At 67.7% G+C, this 17,696-nt stretch carries 16 protein-coding genes and 1 pseudogene; 10 read left to right on the top strand and 7 right to left on the bottom strand.

Translation table 11 applies throughout. From position 1 onward, the window contains the following. Positions 1–7 precede the first annotated feature (7 nt). Positions 8–1,033: an iron-containing redox enzyme family protein gene (locus A3CU_RS45755; protein ID WP_052371910.1), complete on the top strand. Its 1,026-nt coding sequence runs from the start codon at positions 8–10 to the stop codon at positions 1,031–1,033. Positions 1,034–1,387: 354 nt separating this feature from the next. Here the strand turns inward: A3CU_RS45755 and A3CU_RS54590 are convergent. Next, a pseudogene (locus A3CU_RS54590) lies at positions 1,388–1,495 on the bottom strand (IS30 family transposase); the annotation flags it as partial. Between the two features lie 154 nt (positions 1,496–1,649). Here A3CU_RS54590 and A3CU_RS0120555 point away from each other — a divergent pair. Then, complete coding sequence (locus A3CU_RS0120555; protein ID WP_027943903.1) at positions 1,650–2,921, top strand: HNH endonuclease signature motif containing protein; 1,272 nt, start codon at positions 1,650–1,652, stop codon at positions 2,919–2,921. 438 nt (positions 2,922–3,359) lie between these two features. Here A3CU_RS0120555 and A3CU_RS0120545 read toward each other — a convergent pair whose 3' ends face one another. The 3 genes from A3CU_RS0120545 to A3CU_RS0120535 form a co-directional block, all read right to left on the bottom strand. Further along, entirely contained in the window at positions 3,360–3,833 is a 474-nt protein-coding gene (locus A3CU_RS0120545) for a hypothetical protein (RefSeq protein ID WP_027943901.1), read from the bottom strand. A 111-nt stretch (positions 3,834–3,944) separates the two neighbouring features. Next, positions 3,945–4,448: an SLATT domain-containing protein gene (locus A3CU_RS0120540; protein ID WP_027943900.1), complete on the bottom strand. Its 504-nt coding sequence runs from the start codon at positions 4,446–4,448 to the stop codon at positions 3,945–3,947. 107 nt (positions 4,449–4,555) lie between these two features. After that, entirely contained in the window at positions 4,556–5,158 is a 603-nt protein-coding gene (locus tag A3CU_RS0120535; RefSeq protein ID WP_027943899.1) for a TetR/AcrR family transcriptional regulator, read from the bottom strand. Between the two features lie 171 nt (positions 5,159–5,329). Here A3CU_RS0120535 and A3CU_RS0120530 point away from each other — a divergent pair, with 171 nt between their 5' ends. The 3 genes from A3CU_RS0120530 to betA all read left to right on the top strand — a co-directional run bounded on the left by A3CU_RS0120530 (position 5,330) and on the right by betA (position 10,116). Continuing rightward, on the top strand, positions 5,330–6,796 hold the full coding sequence (locus tag A3CU_RS0120530) for an aldehyde dehydrogenase family protein (protein WP_027943898.1): 1,467 nt from the start codon (positions 5,330–5,332) through the stop codon (positions 6,794–6,796). A 71-nt stretch (positions 6,797–6,867) separates the two neighbouring features. Further along, positions 6,868–8,400 carry an APC family permease gene (locus A3CU_RS0120525; protein ID WP_084143473.1) on the top strand — a complete coding sequence of 511 codons (1,533 nt, stop codon included), beginning with the start codon at positions 6,868–6,870 and terminating at the stop codon, positions 8,398–8,400. A 57-nt stretch (positions 8,401–8,457) separates the two neighbouring features. Beyond that, a complete protein-coding gene (betA, locus tag A3CU_RS0120520; protein WP_027943896.1) occupies positions 8,458–10,116 on the top strand; it encodes a choline dehydrogenase in 1,659 nt (552 codons plus the stop codon). A 19-nt stretch (positions 10,117–10,135) separates the two neighbouring features. Here betA and A3CU_RS45750 read toward each other — a convergent pair whose 3' ends face one another. Continuing rightward, positions 10,136–10,528 (bottom strand): ArsR/SmtB family transcription factor, encoded by a 393-nt coding sequence (locus A3CU_RS45750; protein WP_052371909.1) that lies wholly within the window; start codon positions 10,526–10,528, stop codon positions 10,136–10,138. Between the two features lie 68 nt (positions 10,529–10,596). Here A3CU_RS45750 and A3CU_RS0120510 point away from each other — a divergent pair, with 68 nt between their 5' ends. Beyond that, positions 10,597–11,658, top strand: coding sequence for a cation diffusion facilitator family transporter (locus A3CU_RS0120510; RefSeq protein ID WP_084143471.1), 1,062 nt, complete (start codon positions 10,597–10,599; stop codon positions 11,656–11,658). A gap of 59 nt (positions 11,659–11,717) precedes the next feature. Here the strand turns inward: A3CU_RS0120510 and A3CU_RS0120505 are convergent, their stop codons facing one another. Together A3CU_RS0120505 and A3CU_RS0120495 are read right to left on the bottom strand one after the other, a co-directional pair. Next, positions 11,718–12,749, bottom strand: a complete 1,032-nt coding sequence (locus A3CU_RS0120505; RefSeq protein ID WP_027943894.1) for a TIGR03617 family F420-dependent LLM class oxidoreductase — start codon at positions 12,747–12,749, stop codon at positions 11,718–11,720. Positions 12,750–12,882: 133 nt separating this feature from the next. Further along, on the bottom strand, positions 12,883–13,821 hold the full coding sequence (locus A3CU_RS0120495; RefSeq protein WP_245617228.1) for an ROK family protein: 939 nt from the start codon (positions 13,819–13,821) through the stop codon (positions 12,883–12,885). 195 nt (positions 13,822–14,016) lie between these two features. On the opposite strand from A3CU_RS0120495, the gene A3CU_RS0120490 reads away from it, so the two are divergent. From A3CU_RS0120490 to A3CU_RS0120475, 4 genes are all read left to right on the top strand, one after another. After that, on the top strand, positions 14,017–14,775 hold the full coding sequence (locus A3CU_RS0120490; RefSeq protein ID WP_027943892.1) for a DeoR/GlpR family DNA-binding transcription regulator: 759 nt from the start codon (positions 14,017–14,019) through the stop codon (positions 14,773–14,775). A 261-nt stretch (positions 14,776–15,036) separates the two neighbouring features. After that, positions 15,037–15,933: an SIS domain-containing protein gene (locus tag A3CU_RS0120485; RefSeq protein WP_027943891.1), complete on the top strand. Its 897-nt coding sequence runs from the start codon at positions 15,037–15,039 to the stop codon at positions 15,931–15,933. Beyond that, complete coding sequence (locus tag A3CU_RS0120480; protein ID WP_027943890.1) at positions 15,930–16,847, top strand: 1-phosphofructokinase family hexose kinase; 918 nt, start codon at positions 15,930–15,932, stop codon at positions 16,845–16,847. The genes A3CU_RS0120485 and A3CU_RS0120480 overlap by 4 nt, the downstream gene beginning before the upstream one ends. Beyond that, positions 16,844–17,689, top strand: coding sequence for a class II fructose-bisphosphate aldolase (locus A3CU_RS0120475; protein ID WP_027943889.1), 846 nt, complete (start codon positions 16,844–16,846; stop codon positions 17,687–17,689). The genes A3CU_RS0120480 and A3CU_RS0120475 overlap by 4 nt, the downstream gene beginning before the upstream one ends. Positions 17,690–17,696 lie beyond the last annotated feature (7 nt).

The raw sequence follows: 17,696 nt of genomic DNA, 5'->3' as shown, positions 1-17,696 counted from the left end.
GTCGCCGATGACTCAGCTGGAAGTTGACCCCACCACCGTGTCCGCACCGGCCGGGCTGGCCGGTCTCGTTCGCTCGTGGGGTGCCGACCCGTCGGCCGACACCCTGCACGAGCTGACCCGCCGCGCCGACGAGATCATCCCGCTGGCGTTCGAGCAGGGTGACGACGCCGCCGAGCTGGAGGCGCAGCGGTTCCTGTACGAGGTGCACGCGCACCGGATCCTGCCGCCGTGGTCGCCGCACTGGCGCGACTACGAGCACCCCACGATCGTGGACGTGCACCGCAGGGCCGGCGACGCTTGGTTGGCGAGGGACCGCCGGGCCTACGGCGCGGACCTGGAGGTACCGACCACGCCGAAGGGTTTCGGCGAGTGGGCCACCGAGGTGTGCGAGGGTCACGCGTCCGGCGTGACCCACCCGCTGTTCGATTTCCTCGCCGAGAAGGCGACGTTCGATCAGCTGGCTTCCTTCCTGGGCCAGGAGACGCCGTTCGACATCCACTTCGGTGATCTGGTCGCGCTGCTGCTGCCCGGCATTCACGGTGGCCAGAAGATCGAGCTGGCACACAACTTCTGGGACGAGATGGGCAACGGCGCGGTGGAACGCACCCACCGCCGGCTGCGGCTGGACATGATGGCCAGGGTGGGTATCCACGGCGAGGCGTATCTGTCCGATGTGGACGGATACTGGGTCGAGGAACTGCGCATGGCCAACATGTACTTCCAGACCTCGTCGGCGCGCAGCCTCGCCCCACAGTCGATCGGCATGCTGCAGGCCACGGAACTGGTGGTCCCGGGCAGGCTCGAGCGGCAGATCGAGGGCTGGCGGCGGGTCGGCCTGGCCGACCAGGAAATGGTGTACCTGCTGGAGCACGTGACCGTGGACGTGGAACATGCCGAAGGCTGGCTGAACCATGTCATCGCCCCGCTCGCCGCGGAGCGGCCGGACATGCTGCTCGAGGTCGGCATCGGCATCATGCGCCGCCTCGACTGCGCGCTCGCCGTGTGCGACCGCGCGATGCGCGAACTGCCCTGAGCCAGGTGGTGGGTCCGTGAGTGACGCCCACGTCACTCACGGACTCATTGCGCCTCGGGCAGTCACCATGACGGCCTGCCGCGTTCTCGCCGACCAGACAGCGAACTCGGTCAGCGCGTCGAACGCCAGGCAGCGATTCGATCCTGTCAACGGCCGGATGGTTCATGGTGCTTCGAACCTCCCGTACTCCGCGTCGACGTGCAAACGCGAGAAACCGGGCCACCGCATCCTGCTTGGTGAGCCATTTCATTGCCCTGATCCCAGGTAATGCTGTTCTTGAACAACTCGGCAGGGTGTTCATCTTGCCCGCCAGCCGACGCGCCACCTGCTCGGCTGTCCGGCTCCCAGGAACACGCGCGGTCGCCGCTGGACACGGCCCCGCCGCAGGCCCTCCCGCACCTCCGACCGCAACGTCCCCTTCGCCTGGATGAACAACGTCCGATAAATCGTTTCGTGCGACACCCACCAAGAATCATCCTCGACCACGCCCCACCAGCCAACTCCTCCCACCCACAATCAAGATCATCTTCTCAGGCGGTGCACTACCAGTTGAACCTGCCCGAAACCACTCGAACGTGTATCGAACGTACGTCTGAAAATAAGTTAGTATGGTGGCATGTCCGAGCCGAATCTCGCTTCCCGGTTGTGGCAGGTTCCCGATGGGGACCTGGCCGCGATCGGGTTGGTGTGTGAGGAAAAGCTGCGGATCGCCTATGCGGAGATGCTCGAGTTCGTGGCCGAGAGCGAGCAGCGCGGACTGGGGAAGTCTCTGGGGTTCAAGGACACGTCGGCGTTCCTGACCGATACGTTGCGGATTTCCGCGCGGGAAGCCAGACAACGCATCGAGCATGCCGCGGCCACCATGGCGTCCTCGTCGCTGACCGGGGTGCCGCAGCCCCCTCCGCAGGCCGCCACCGGTGAAGCCCTCTCCGCCGGGGACATCAACGCAGAACACGTCCATGCGATCACCACGACTCTGCAGGCGTGCCCGGCCGGGATTCCGGTTGAGCAGCGCGAGGCGGATGAGCGGATTCTGGTGGAGCTGGCTCGACAGGCCGGACCGGAGGCGGTGCGCAAAGCCGGCCGCAGACTGTGCGCGCTCTGGGAGCAGGACACGGCGCCACCGGCGGACAAGGAACGCGAGCAGGCCCATCCGCTGCGGCGGTTGGACATCACGCGCCGCAAAGACGGCAGCATCCGCTTCAGTGGTGAGCTGGACGCCGAAACCGCCGAGGAACTTGACGGTCTGCTCGGGCCGCTGGCGAAACCACACAAGAACCCCGAGACCGGCGAACACGATACCCGCTCCGCCGCCGAACGCGCCGGAGACGCGCTGGCCGAGATCATCGCCCTGGCCGCCCGGTGCGATGAGTTGGCGACCCAGGGCGGTGAGCGCGCGGTGATGATCGTGTCCGTCACCCTGGCCGAGTTGGAGAACCGTGCCCGGCAAGCGTTCCTCGACATCCCCGGGATATCGAGTGTGGACGGGCTTCGCCGTCTGGCGTGTGAGTCGAAGGTTGTGCCCGCGATCTTCGGCAACAACGCCGCACCCCTCTACGTAGGCGATGCTTCCCGGTTCGCCACCCCGGCCCAACGCCGCTATCTGGCCGCGCGAGACGGCGGATGTGCGTTTCCCGGCTGCACTCGCGGTCCTAAATGGACGACACCACACCATGTCGTGCTGTGGTCGATGGACAAACGCACCGACGCCGACAATCTCGTGCTCCTGTGCGCCCGGCATCACCGGGTGATTCACCACACGCAGTGGGAGATAAGGATGAACGGGCATCTGCCCGAATTCATCCCACCACCCTGGATTGACCGCGAGCGAAAACCCATGCGCAACCTCGCGCACACCACCCCGCCCCGGTACCAACAAGCCGCATAACCCCACAGCGTCAGCACCTGGACACACCGCACCGTCGCCCGGGCGCTGACCCTGCCATGCGGCTCGGCTCGCACCGAATCAAGGGGCGCCAGACCCCGAATCATGACAAGGTCAAAGTTCGGCTGCCGGACTGGGTGTTGCGGGTCGTGACGTTGGTTAACCGCTACCGCATGCATGGGGAGTTCGGGTTGGTCGATCGCACGCCGACCCCGCGTCGACAGCCCACCGCCACATCAGCCGAGGTCGTGGCGCGGACCGAGACCATGCGGCGGGAACATAAGTGACCAGCGGCCGGCGTCGCGTCGGAGTTGCAGGCCGAGGGCGTGCAGGTCAGTCGCGCACCGTGGCGTCCTACAACTACCATCGGCCCCACGCTGCCGCCGGAAACAAAGCCCAGCCACATTGCTGGCATCTTCCTCTGGTCCGACCTGTGATCCGTTAGCTCAAGTGATGTTGTGCCCAATCGGAGACGCGGCTCAGCCGGGCGGCGGCTTTGGCAGGGTCACCGGTGCGGGTCGGCTGGTCCACCTCAAAATCGTGCCCGGTCAATCCGCTTTCGTCCTCGACGATGCGAGCGATGCGATAGGCCAGTTCCATCACTTCCAACGCCGCCGGACCCGAGTAGCGGTAAGTGACCTCGATGTGGGCTGTGTCCCCGTAGTAGCTGAGGTGCACGCGTCCCGGCGGACCAACCGTGTCAAGGGTGAGGCTGTACAGGTACTCCTCAGATTCGACTGTACCAATGTCCCGCGAGACTCGGCGCAGGATCCGGTCCCACTCGTTCCATTGCGCGTCGGTAAGTCGCAGCAGCGGCAGGTCGGCATCGGGATCAAAGCCGGCGTTGAGGCGGTCGAGCGTTTCCTGAAGCGTCAGGCCCGGCTGCACCCGCACGAGCACGATGTCGTAGGTCACCGGGTGAATCTACGCAACCTTCCGCACCTCGGCGACGGAATTAACCCAGCTTCCAGGCCTGACTCGCTCGTGGTGATCCATACGAGATCGCCTGGTCGTGCCGCAGGGCGACTATCCCGAACGCTGGGGCCAGGCGATGGTGGCGAAGAACTCGTCGTACTGGGCGTTAACGAGTTCGCGGGCCTCTTCGAGTACTTTTTCGGTCAATTCGTGGACACGCTCGGCGGCGTCGGGCGGGGCTGCACCAGAGATCCGGATCACGCCGAGTTCCCACCGCGTCAGCAGAGCGGTCATGGCCGTGTCCTGGGACCGGTACAGGCGCCACCGGCGATCCCACAGGTAAAAGGCCCGTAGCGCCGAGAGCCCGGCGATCAGTGACGCCAGCGTCGTGATCAGCACATTACGGGCCGGGATGTCGATATTCGTCACCGCCGGCAGCGCGATGCTGAAGACGATAACCGCCATTCCGGAGGTGCGGAACCATATCCGGTGCCGATAGGCCAGCCTTCGGCACCGGTCGCGATGCGTTCGTAACTCACGGTCGACAAGCTTCGCGTACTCCTGATAACGGCCGCTGCCGGTGTTGCTCCGGTCGCTATCCGGCGTGTGATTCATGTCAACACCGTAGAGCACCCGGGAGTGATCGGAGGCGCGTTCGTAAGCTTTCCGGAGTTGATCGGCTACCGGATACTTCGACGACGTTCGGGTCGCCGGCCGCCCCGTTACCGAACGTGCCGGGGCCGGGACTTTTGGGGTGGTCCGTCGATGGCCCGCCGGAAGAGGTCCTCGACCTCCTCATAGGATGGTGGCGGGTAGGCGACGGCTGCCTGCAGCAGCAGGCCGCAGAACAGGCCGGCCAGGAGCCGTCCGGTGAGTTCATCGGTGCGGGAACTGAATAACGAGATCAACGCGCCGTCCCATGCGCTGCTCGCGGCGCGTAGTCGCGGCCGGTGCAGGGCGGCGACGTAGAGGTCGTACTCGACAACGGTGTGTGGGTGCTCCTCCTGCACGTAGCGCATCACCAGTTCGGCGAGGGCGGCGGCGAAATCCGCGTCCGGCGCGAGGCTGCGTTCCCATTCGCGCAAGTGGCTGACATTGTCGTCGGCGGCTTGCTGTAAAGCGACTTCGAGCAGGTCGTCGAGTGTGGTGAAGTGGTAGGTCATCGATCCCAGCGGGACCCCGGCAATGGCGGCGACGGCGCGGTGGGTGAGTCCGTCAATCCCGTGTTTGGCGACTACCTCGATTGCGGCGTGGGCGATCCGGCTACGGCGGTCCGGATCATTGCGCCGCGCCCGCCGGGACCCGGCGTTCTGTTGTGTCGCCATTACTCAGCACACCTCGTTCACCAGCGTATTCGTTGATCTTCACCGGATCTTACTCAAACCGGGGTCAGTGTGGACAAACGTACGCACTTGTTGTACAAATGTACGCACTTTGCACGCGCCGGGCGCCACAATTTGTGACGACCTGCATCGAAGCTGCACAGGAAGGGCTGGATGAAAGACCTCTACATCGACGGGATCTGGACCGAAGGGCATGGCGGAGGCCGGACCGAGGTCCGCAATCCCTACGACGCCTCCCTGCTGCAGACGGTCGCATTGGCAGGCCCGGAGGATGTCGACGCGGCGGTGAAGGCGGCTCGGCGTGCTTTTCGCACTGGGCCGTGGCGGGCGACCAGTTCGACGGACCGCGCGGCAATCCTCGGGCGCATCGCCGACCTGCTTGCCCGCGACCGGGAGGACCTGGCGCGGATCGAGAGCCTTGACACCGGCAAGACCCTCACCGAGGGCGGGATCGACGTCGACGACGTCATCAGCGTGTTTCGCTACTACGCCGCGTCGATCGCACATGACTCGGGACGGGTGGTCGATACGGCCAATCCGAGCACGATCAGCCGGATCGTGCACGAGCCGGTCGGGGTGTGCGCCCTGATCGCGCCGTGGAACTACCCGCTTCTGCAGATGTGCTGGAAGCTCGCCCCGGCGCTGGCCGCGGGCAACACCATGGTGCTCAAGCCGAGTGAGGTCACTCCACTGTCGACCATCCGGCTCGTTGCGATCGCCGAGGAAGCGGGCGTGCCGGCCGGCGTGGTCAACCTCCTGCTGGGGCCGGGCAACGTCGGCGCGGCGATGGTCGAGCATCCCGGGGTCGACCTGGTGTCGTTCACCGGCGGCCTGGCCACCGGTGAAAAGATCATGGCGGCCGCGGCGCACGGCGTGCGACGGGTCGCGCTCGAACTCGGTGGCAAGAACCCCAATGTGGTCTTCGATGACGCCGACTTCGACACGGCTCTGGACTTCGCCCTCAGCGCGGCCTTCGTCCATTCCGGACAGGTTTGTTCGGCCGGCGCCCGGCTTATCCTGCAGGACGGGATCCACGACCGGTTCGTCGATGAACTCGCCGCGCGCGCGGACCGGATTCGCCTCGGAAACGGCCTCGACCCCGAGACGGAAACCGGTCCACTGGTTTCCGAGCAGCACCGCGCGAAGGTGGAAAACCACATCGCCCAGGCGATCGCCGCCGGCGCGACCCTTCGCTCGGGCGGTCACCGCCCCACGGAGCCCGAGTTGCAGAAGGGGTTCTTTCTGCGGCCCACCGTTTTCAGCGACTGCACCCGGGACATGGCGGTGGTCCGCGAGGAGGTCTTCGGCCCGGTCGTAACGGTCGAGCGGTTCACCACCGAGGCCGAGGCGATCGAACTCGCCAACGACACCGAATACGGGCTCGCGGGCGCGGTATGGACCACTGATGCCGGACGGGCACAGCGCGTGGCCGGAGCACTCCGCCATGGCACCGTCTGGATCAACGACTATCACCCGTACCTGCCCCAGGCGGAGTGGGGCGGCTTCGGCAAGTCCGGCATCGGACGCGAACTCGGGCCCTCCGGCCTCGACGAGTACCGCGAGGCCAAGCACATCTACCAGAACATCGATCCGAGCCCGCAGCGCTGGTTCAAGGGCTGACCCGGCCGGGTGCAGAACATTCATTTCGTGCCGCGGCACTGGTTCAATGCTGATCACACCAGGAGGTGAACGTGCGCGACAGCGACCACGATCATGGGCTTTCCGAATTCGGATACCGGCAGTCACTGGACCGCGGCATCGGCAAATTCGCCAGCTTCGCGGCCGGCGTGAGTTATATTTCCATTCTCACCGGCACCTTCCAGTTGTTCTATGTCGGCTTCGGCTTTGGGGGACCGGCATACTGGTGGTCCTGGCCGATGGTGTTCGCCGGTCAGCTCACCGTGGCGCTGTGCTTCGCCGAACTCGCCGCCCGTTATCCGGTCGCCGGATCGGTTTACAACTGGTCGAAGCGCCTTGCCGGCCCCAATACATCCTGGCTGGCCGGCTGGATGATGTTCACCGCCTCGGTGGTCACCCTCGCCGGAGTGGTGCTGGCATACCAGGTCACGCTGCCCCAGTTGTGGTCTGGTTTCCAGTTGGTGGGTGACGGCAGCGGTGCGCTCGATTTCGGGATTAGCGCGGTGATCTGGGGCGGTGTGTTGATCGTTTTCACTACCTTGGTCAACGCGTTCGGGCTCAAGCTGATGGCCCGTGTCAACAGCATCGGTGTGTTCATCGAGTTGGCCGCCGCGATCCTGCTCATCGTCATTCTCGGGGTGAATGTGGTGCGCGGTCCCAGCGTCTTGCTGGATACTCATGCGCTGAACGAAAGTCATGGCAGCGCCGGATACCTGGGTGCGTTTCTGGTGGCTTCGATCGCGTCCGCCTACGTCATGTACGGCTTCGACACGGCCAGTTCGCTGGGGGAGGAGACGGCGAAGCCGCGTCGCACCGCTCCTGTCGCCATCCTGCGCGCGGTGATCGCGTCGTTCGTGATCGGCGGACTGATCCTGTTGTTCGGCATCATGGCCGCGCCCGATCTGTCCGACCCGAGGCTCGGCACCTCGGTCGGCGGCCTTCAGTTGATCATCTTGCAGGTGCTCGGCGGACCGCTGGGCAAGGTGTTCCTGGTCTGCATCCTCGTCGCGATCACTGTGTGCGCGCTCGCCGTGCACACCGCCGCTATCCGGCTGATGTTCGCAATGGCCCGTGACAACGCGTTGCCCCAGGGCGCCCGGCTGGCTCGGATCAACAAGAAGACCGGCACCCCCGTGATCCCGGCGATGGTGACCGGGGCGGTGGCGCTGCTCATCCTGCTCGTGAACATCGGCACGCCGGAGATCTTCACGGCGGTCACCAGCGTCGCCGTGATCATGATCTACCTGGCTTACCTGCTGGTCACCGTTCCGATGCTCATCTCCCGGTTCCGCGGTGACTGGCCGGGGCCCGGCGCCAAGAAGGACGGCTATTTCTCGCTCGGCCGGCTGGGGTTGCCGCTCAACGTGGTCGCGGTGCTTTGGGGCGCCGGAATGATGACCAACCTGGCCTGGCCGCGCGAAGAGATCTACGGTAACGGTCCGCTGCGGTGGATAGCCTTCATCTTCATCGGGGCAGTCGCCCTCGTGGGACTCGTGTGGTTCCGGCTCAAGGGCCGCCACGGGCTGGGCATTTTGCCCGAGCACCGGGCCGCACGCGCTGACCAACTGGCCGAACAACTTTCGTGAGAGCGGCGTCAACCGCCGCGGACAAGCCGGAATCCGGCACAGCAAGGAGGAAACATCGTGAGCACCGAGATCTACGACTACATCATCGTCGGCGGCGGATCCGCAGGCTGCGCGCTTGCCAACCGGTTGTCCGCCGACCCGGCGGTCAAGGTGCTCGTGCTGGAGGCCGGGCGGTCCGACTCGAAGTGGGATGTGTTCGTGCACATGCCCGCCGCACTCACCTTCCCGATCGGTAGCCGGTTTTACGACTGGAAATACCGCAGCGAGCCCGAGCCCTACATGAACCGGCGGCGCATCTACCACGCCCGCGGGAAGATCCTGGGCGGGTCGAGCAGCATCAACGGAATGATCTTCCAGCGCGGCAATCCGATGGATTTCGAGCGGTGGGCCGCCGACCCCGGCATGAAGAACTGGGACTACGCCCATTGCCTGCCCTATTTCCAGCGCATGGAGAACTGTCTCGCCGACGCTCCGGACGGAAAATGGCGAGGGCACGACGGGCCGCTGGAACTGGAACGCGGCCCCGCGACCAACCCGCTCTTCGAGGCGTTCTTCGAGGCCGCCGAGCAGGCCGGGTACCCGCGTACCGACGACGTCAACGGTTATCGGCAAGAAGGATTTGCCCCGTTCGACCGCAACGTACGCCGCGGCCGACGGCTGTCTGCTGCCCGCGCGTACCTGCACCCGGTTCGGCACCGTCCCAACCTGACCGTGCAGACGCGTTCGTTCGTGTCCCAGATCCTGTTCCGCGGCACCAGGGCCGTCGGTGTGGAGTACACCCGCGGCCGTGGCCTGCCGCGCGAGGCTTACGGCAAGGAGATCGTCCTGTGCGGCGGCGCGATCAACACGCCGCAACTGCTCCAGCTTTCGGGCATCGGCAATGCCGCCGAACTCGAGCGGCTCGGTATCGACGTGGTCCGCGACCTTCCGGGTGTCGGCGAGAACCTCCAGGACCACCTCGAGGTGTACATCCAGTACGCATGCAAGAAACCCGTGTCGATGCAGCCTCATCTCGCGAACTGGAGGCGCCCGCTCATCGGCGCCCAGTGGCTGTTCCTCCGGTCCGGGCCTGGCGCGACGAACCACTTCGAAGGCGGTGGTTTCGTCCGCAGCAACGACGAGGTCGCCTACCCGAACCTGATGTTCCACTTCCTGCCGATCGCGATCCGCTACGACGGCTCGGCGCCCTCTGGCGGACACGGGTACCAGGTGCATGTGGGGCCGATGTACGCCGACACCCGTGGCACCGTGAAGATCACTTCGACGGATCCGCGCAAGCATCCGGCGCTGAAGTTCAACTACCTTTCCACCGACACCGACCGGCGTGAGTGGGTGGAGGCGGTGCGCGTGGCCCGTTCGATTCTCGGCCAGCCGGCACTCGCCCCCTACAACGGTGGCGAGATCTCGCCGGGACCCGGCGTGAGCAGCGACGAGGAGATCCTCGACTGGGTCGCCAAGGACGCCGAGACAGCGCTACACCCGTCGTGCACGGCGAAGATGGGTGTGGACGAGATGTCCGTTGTGGACCCGGAGACGATGCAGGTTCACGGAACCCATGGGCTGCGCGTCGTGGATGCGTCCGTGATGCCGTACATCACCAACGGCAACATCTACGCGCCGGTGATGATGACCGCGGAAAAGGCGGCGGACCTGATCCTCGGGAACACCCCGCTCGAACCGATCAAGGAGCCCTTCTACCGGCACAATGTTTCCTGACCGGACCGGCCACGGCTGATCACCCGTGTGCGGTCTCCCCGGCCTGCGCGGCGCCCGGCTCGGCGGCAGGTCGTTGGTGATGCGGGATACCGCGCACGGCGTGGTCGGCGTATCCGAGCGCCTGGGCGACCAGGTCGGTGAGGTGGTCGCTGGTGATCCGGTACAGCATCCGCCGCCCGTCCCGCCGCACCCGCACGAGCCCGGCCAGCCGTAACCGGGCCAGGTGCTGCGAAACCGAGGAGCGGGACGCGGCCACCTGCGCGGTGAGCGTGCTGACGTCCTGCTCGGTGACCAGCAGCCGCAGCAGATGCAGACGAGTCGGGTCGGCCAGGTGGCCGAGCACCTCGGCCGCCACGGCCAGCTGCTCGTGATCCACCCGGGCCGGGTGCAACTCGTCGTTATGTGCGCGCATGCTTGCATAATACCGCTGACAAGGGCATTCTGGCACCCATCGACACGCGCGATGGGAGGACCAGCGGGATGGCCCAGGCACCCGACCACCCGACCGGACAGGGCACCGGCCACGGGCATGGACACGCGCATGGACACGGACATGGACACAGCGCGCGGCGGACCTCGCTGTGGTCGCGAGTACGGCATGCCGTCACGCCGCACAGCCACGACAGTGCCGACCGGTTCGACAACGCGCTGGAAACCAGCAAACGCGGCATGCGCACGCTGGTGTGGTCGTTCGTCGCCCTGTTCATAACCGCGGCGGTCCAACTCGTGATCGTGGCGTTCACGGACTCGGTGGCACTGCTCGGCGATACCATTCACAACTTCGCCGACGGGCTCACCGCGGTCCCGATCGGCATCGCGTTCCTCCTCGGCCGCCGGGCGGCGACCCGCCGCTACACCTATGGCCTTGGCCGGGCCGAGGATCTCGCCGGCGTGGTGGTCGTGCTGATCATCGCCGCATCGGCGGGGTTGGCCGGCTACGAGGCGGTGCTCAGGTTGATCCATCCGCAACCGGTCACGCATCTGTGGGTCGTCGCCATCGCCGGTGTCGTGGGATTCGCCGGAAACGAGCTCGTCGCACGCTGGCGCATCACGGTCGGGCGGCAGATCGGATCGGCCGCGCTGGTCGCGGACGGGCTGCACGCCCGCACCGACGGGTTCACCTCGCTGGCCGTGGTACTCGGCGCCGCCGGCGTCGCCCTCGGATTCCCCTATGCCGACCCGATCATCGGTCTCGTGATCACCGTGGCCATTCTGTTCGTCCTGCGTGACGCGGCAAAAGAGGTGTTCCGGCGCCTGATGGACGCCGTCGACCCGGACACCGTCGGCCTCGCCGAGCGCACCGCCGCCAGCGTCGCGGGCGTGCTCAAGGCGGGCGACGTGCGGATGCGCTGGATAGGACACAGCCTGCGCGCCGAACTCGCCGTCACCGTGGATTCCGCCCTCACCGTCGAACAGGCACACCATCTCGCCCACGAGGTCGAACACCACCTCGTGCGCACCGTGCCCCGGCTCACCGCCGTGGTCGTCCACACCGAACCCGCCACGGGAGCCGGAAAGGCCCACGAGTTGGTCAGTCGATAGATGGCCGATGGCCAGCGGTTGCAGTAGACGTGGCGGTAGTCGTGGATTGCGCTGTGTAGCTACGCAACTTGACAGCCCCGTTGGATCGCGGCGATGGCGGCCGCGAGGCTCGGGTCGTCCGACTCGCCGGCGGGTGCGGGAACGACGACGCCGTCGGCGACTCCGCCGAAACGCCGGAGGACGATCTCGGGCAACTGGTCATACCGGCCACAGGTGAGCACCACGTCGAGGACGTCGTCGGTGAGCACCGCCGGAAGTTCTTCCCAACGCTCGGCGCGCACCAATGCGCGCAAGCGCTCCGGCAGGTCCGCCCAACCGTGCCGTTCGAGCGTCGGCCGGTAGGAGGGAGTCGTGTAGAGGAACGCCAGCAGGCGCCGTTGTTTCTCCCGTGCTTGGGCGACGGCGCTGTCGTCGCCGCCCGTCGCCAGCGTTGTGGCCGCGATGATCAACGGCTCATCCGGCCGCCGCGCCCGCTCCGCGCCCAGACGGAGGGCGGGGCGCACGACCTCGTCGAGGTAGGCGGGATCGGAATTGGTCGAATGCGTGATCACACCGGCCGCGGCCTCGCCCGCGACCTCGCACATCCTGCGGTTGACGGCACCCAGGAACACCGGTGGCGCGCCACATTCGGCCGGCCCCGGATTGAAGTAGGGCTGTAGCCGCGTCAGGCGGTAGGTGTCGCCTTCGAAGTGGACGGAATCGCCGGACTCGAATGCCGCGAAGAGCGCCCGTAACGCCTCGATGTACTCCCGCATTCGAGCGGTCGGTTCGCTCCAGGGCATCGCGAACCGGCCTTCGATGTTTTGCCGGATCTGTGAGCCCAGGCCCAACTCGAAACGCCCGTTCGACAGCTTGGCGAGGTCCCACGCCGCGTAGGCCACGAGCGTCGGGCTGCGTACGAACGCCAGCGTCACGGACGTGCGGACCGTGATGCGGTTCGTGTGCTCGACCGCGAGGAGCGCGACCGCCAGCGAGTCATGGATGGTTTCCGGGATGTGGATGCCGTCGAACCCGAGCGCTTCGAGGCGCCGGGTGTGGGCGGGAACCTCCGACAGCGGCAGCCGTGGATCCAGGGACGCGTATACCTTCATTGCGGCCACGCTAAACCAATCGGTTCAACTGCGGTGTCCGGCCGCCTGCGGCAGGACGCGGGCGGCACCGAAAACCGGACCGCCTTCGCCCAGTTCTTCCTCGGCGGCAATCCGGCCGAAACGAAGTGAGTTCTCAAGCGGGCCTGTCCAGGTCCCGGGTCAGGAGTCCACGCGCCAGCAGCGCCGCTCCCGCGCCGGCTCCGTGTTCCCCGAGTTCCGCCAGGGCCAGCCGGGGTTCGGGCTGCCAGCTCAGGCGCCGGCGCACCTGCTCGCGCAGCGGTTCCAGCAGCGTCGAGCCGGCCAGGGAGACGCCACCACCGAGAACGATCAGCTCGGGAGCGAGCAGGCCGATGTAGATGGTCAGCGCGTCGGCCAGCGCCGCGATCGCCTCAGCCCACACGCGGGCCGCGACCTCGTCTCCCTGTCGCAGGGCCGATACGACCTGGGCGGCTCCCCGCACGCGCCGCCCGGTGGCCCGGCCGTACCGGCGGGCGATGGCGGCGCCGGACGCGATCGCCTCCAGGCAGCCGGTGGCACCGCAAGCGCACGGCTCGTCCCCGCACACCGGCAGGTGCCCGATCTCGCCGGCGTAAGGGTTTCGCACCTGCCGGCCCGCCACGAACATCGCGCCGGAGATCCCGGTTCCGATGGGCAGCACGAGCGCGTCCCGGGCTTCGCGAGCCGCGCCCAGCGCACGCTCGGCCAGACCGCAGCTGCGTACGTCGTGGCCGAACGCCACCGGCAGGCCGGTGCGCTCCGCCACGAGTCGCCGTAACGGCACGTCGCGCCAGCGAATGTTTTCGGAATAGGTGGCGACGCCGCGCTGCTCGTCCACGAAGCCGGGCACGACCAGACCGACCGCGTCCACCCGGTCCCCGGCCGACGCGACGAGGTCGTCCGCCGCGTTCAGCACGGCCTCGACCACCGCATCCGGGCCGTCCTCGCGCGGCGTCGGCCACCGGCCGGCGGTGACCAGTTGGCCGTCCGGCCGGGCGATGAGGCCCTTCATCGTGGTGCCACCGACATCCAGAGCGACCACAGTGGACATTGACGGCGGGAACACGCCGGTCATCAGTGCCTCCCTGCGCCAAGCCGATCCGGCACCGCGGGACTATGGCATGTGCCGGGGTCACCGGTCAACCGGCGGTGCACGTAACATTCATCGATGTGCGCGAAACGTGATCTGAACTCGGCTCAAGCGCACAGTTTCCGCGCAATATAAGCAACATGTGCGCACTTTGATTGTGCATGAGTTACTCTCCGGCTCATGCGACGCACCCAACGTCTGAACCAAATCCTGTCCACAGTGGTCGCCCACGGATCGATGGAAGTCCCCGAACTGGCCGAGCAGTTCGCTGTGTCGCACGCGACCATCCGGCGTGATCTCGAACTGCTCGAACAGCAGCGCCTGGTCAGCCGGACCCGGGGCGGCGCGACCATCCACGCCGCGTTCAACGACCTGCCGCTGAGCTACAAGACCACCCAGGACCTGGCCGAGAAGCGCAGGATCGCGCACGAGGCGCGCAAGCATCTGGCCGGGGCCAGGGTGATCGGCATGACCGGCGGCACCACGGTCACCGAGTTCGCGCGCCTGCTGCTCGACCACGAGGGCCTCACCGTCGTGACCAACGCCCTCAACGTCGCGGTGCACCTGCTGGACAACCCGCGGCTGCGCGTGTTCGCCGCGGGCGGCGACATACGCAGCAGCAGCCAGGAGGCGGTGGGGCACAGTGCCGAGGCGTTCCTCTCGGAGTACAACCTCGACGTGGCCTTTGTCGGCGTGGACGGGGTGGACGCGGTGGCGGGCTGCACGAACTACGACCCCGCGGGCGCCCGGGTCAACGCCGTGATGCGCGGGCGGGCCCGCCGGACCATCGTGCTGGCCGACGCCACGAAGATCGGCCGGGTCGCACTCGCGCAGGTCTGCGCCATGCCCGATGCCGACATGCTGATCACCGACGGGCGCGCGGACGGGGACCAGGTCGACCGGATCAGGGCGCGCGGCTGCGAAGTAGCGCTCGTCTGATCATACGCGCAGAAATACACGAAAAGTTGCGCGTTTGAGGCGCATCTATTGTTTGTTTCTCGTGCGAAGTGTCATAGTTCGAGCATGACCAAAGGTTGCGTTCATCGGGGCACGCGGCTTGGGTGCACCCGGAAGCCGGCTCACGACGCCCGCCGGTTCGGCGCTGACCTGGTCGGTTCAGGTGTCCGAAGTAGACATTCTCACCGCGGGGTTCCATGCCTGCCGTGCTGTGCGAACCCGTGAAGGCCGAAAGGGCAGCGAATGTCAGTGCAGCCACATGTCATCCGTGAGATTCGTCGCCAGCCCGAGTCATGGTGCCAGGCGCTGCGCCTGCTTCCCGGCGTGCGGGACGCCTTGCCCCGCGACGGCGAGCGTGTGGCCGTTCTGGGCTGTGGGACGTCCTGGTTCATGGCCGTCGCCTACGCCGCTCTGCGGGAGGCGGCCGGTGCGGGGGAGACGGACGCGTTCCCCGCCAGCCAGTTCCCGGCCGCGCGACGCTACGACCGGATCGTGGTGATCTCCCGCTCCGGGACGACCACGGAGATAGTCCGTGCGATCGACGGCATCACCGTTCCGGTGACCGCGGTGACGGCGGTCGAGGACAGCCCGGTGGCGCGGGCCGCGACCGACGAGATCGTGCTCGGCTTCGCCGATGAGCGCTCAGTAGTCCAGACCCTGTTCGCGACGACCGCGCTGATGCTGTTGCGCGGATCGCTCGGCGAGCCGCTCGACGACGTGATCGAACAGGCCGCGGCGGTGCTGGGCGCGGGCGCGGCGCTGCCCGCCGAGGTCGAGAACGCGGAGCAGTTCACCTTTCTCGGCAACGGCTGGCGGTTCGGCGTCGGGCTGGAAGCCGGGCTGAAGGTGCGCGAGGCGGCGCGCCTGTGGTCCGAAGCCTACCCACAACTGGAGTACCGGCACGGGCCCATCTCGATCGCCCAGCCCGGCCGCGCGGTGTGGGTGTTCGGTGCGGCCGAGGAGGGCATCCTGACCGATGTCGCGGCCACCGGCGCGGTCGTGGTCGCCGACGACCTCGATCCCGTGGCCGACCTGGTTCGTGTGCAGTCCCTCGCGGCCCGGCGGGCGGTGGCCGCCGGGCTGGACCCCGACCACCCGCGCTCGCTGACCCGCTCGGTAGTGCTGGCCGAGCCGGCATGATCCTGTGTTTGTGCCCGAGCCCGGCGATCGACGTCACCTACGACGTGGCCGCGTTCGCCGTCGGTGAGACCACGCGTGTCCGGCGGGTGACCCGCCGGCCGGGGGGCAAGGCGGTCAACGTCGCGCGGGTGCTCACCGCGCTCGGGGACCACGCCGTGGTGCTGGCACCGGTCGGGGGCGCCACCGGCGAGGAGTTCCGCAACGGCCTGTCCGCGTTCGGCTTGCCTGCCGAAACCGTCCACTCTGGACATTCGACCCGGCACACCGTGACCGTGGTCGATGCCGCGGCCGGCCAGGCGTCCGTGCTCACCGAACCCGCGACCATCGACTGCTGGGACGCGGTCGCGGACCGGTTCCATGCGCTGCTGACCGCGGCCGAGGCGGTGGTCATCAGCGGCTCACTGCCCAGCGGCGCACCGGACGACGGCCTTGCCACGCTCACTCTGGCCGCTCGTGCGGCGGAACTCCCGGTTGTGGTCGACACCAGCGGTGCCGCGCTCGCCGGGGCACTGGCCGGGAAGCCGACGGTCATCAAGCCCAACGCCGCGGAGCTGGCCGAGGTCAGTGGCCGGTCGGATGTGCTTGCCGCAGCACGGGAACTGGCCGGCTTCCACGGCGTCGCGGTCGTCGCCTCCCTGGGCGCCGACGGCCTGATCGCCGTCGACGCAGCCGGTAGCTGGCACGCTCGCCCAGCCCGGAGGCTGCGCGGAAACCCGACCGGCGCCGGGGACGCGCTGGTCGCCGCGCTGGCGCGGGGATTCGCCCGTGGCACGGCCTTGGGCGATCTGCTCGGCGACGCGGTCGCCTTGTCCGCGGCGGCAGTTGTCCAGCCATATGCGGGCGAAGTCGACGTCGCCGAGTTCGACCGTCAGCGCACTGGCGTGCGGATCGAAGACCTGGAGGCAGCGCGATGACCCTGGTGCCCACCGCCGACCTGGTCGCGGCCGCGGTCGCCCGGGGTGGCGCGGTCGCGGCGGTCAACGTGATCACGCTGGAACACGCGGAGGCGATCTGCGCGGCGGCCACCGTCCGCGGCACCCCGGTGATCCTCCAGATCAGCGAGAACGCCGTGCGCTACCACGGAAACCAGCTCCTGCCCATCGCCGCGGCGACCGCCGCGGCCGGCCGGCTCGCCGCTGTTCCCGTTGCGCTGCATCTGGACCACGTCACCGACGACGATCTCCTCGCCCAGGCCGCCGACGCCGGCTTCAGCTCGCTGATGTACGACGCGGGAGCACTCCCGTACCGGGAAAACGTGGCCCGGACCGAGCGGGTGGCCCGCCTCGCGCACGCGGCCGGGCTGTGGGTCGAAGCGGAACTCGGTTACGTCGGCGGAAAGCCGGACGCACCGGCGAGCGCGCACCTGGCTGGTGTGCGCACCGATCCGGACGAGGCCGCCGACTACATCCGCCGCACCGGCGTCGACGGGCTGGCCGTGGCGGTCGGCAGTTCCCACGCGATGACCGGCCGGACCGCGATCCTGGACCTGGAGCTGATCGGCCGCCTGCGCGACCGGCTGCCCACCCCGTTGGTGTTGCACGGCTCTTCCGGCGTGCCGGACGACCAACTGCGCGCAGCAGCGCGAGCCGGTATCCGCAAGGTCAACGTCGGCACGGCGCTCAACGCGGCGATGACCGGCTCGGTCCGGCTGACCCTCGGCGGCGACGAGAAGCTGGTCGATCCCCGCAAGTACCTGACTCCCGCCCGGGAAGCCATGTGCGACACCGTCGACCGCCTTCTGGCCGTGCTGCCCTAGACGAGCC

The organism is Amycolatopsis taiwanensis DSM 45107 (assembly GCF_000519205.1).
Taxonomy (GTDB): Bacteria; Actinomycetota; Actinomycetes; order Mycobacteriales; family Pseudonocardiaceae; genus Amycolatopsis_E; species Amycolatopsis_E taiwanensis.
Note: the sequence above shows the minus strand (reverse complement) of the source record. Positions and strands in the feature narration are given on the sequence as shown.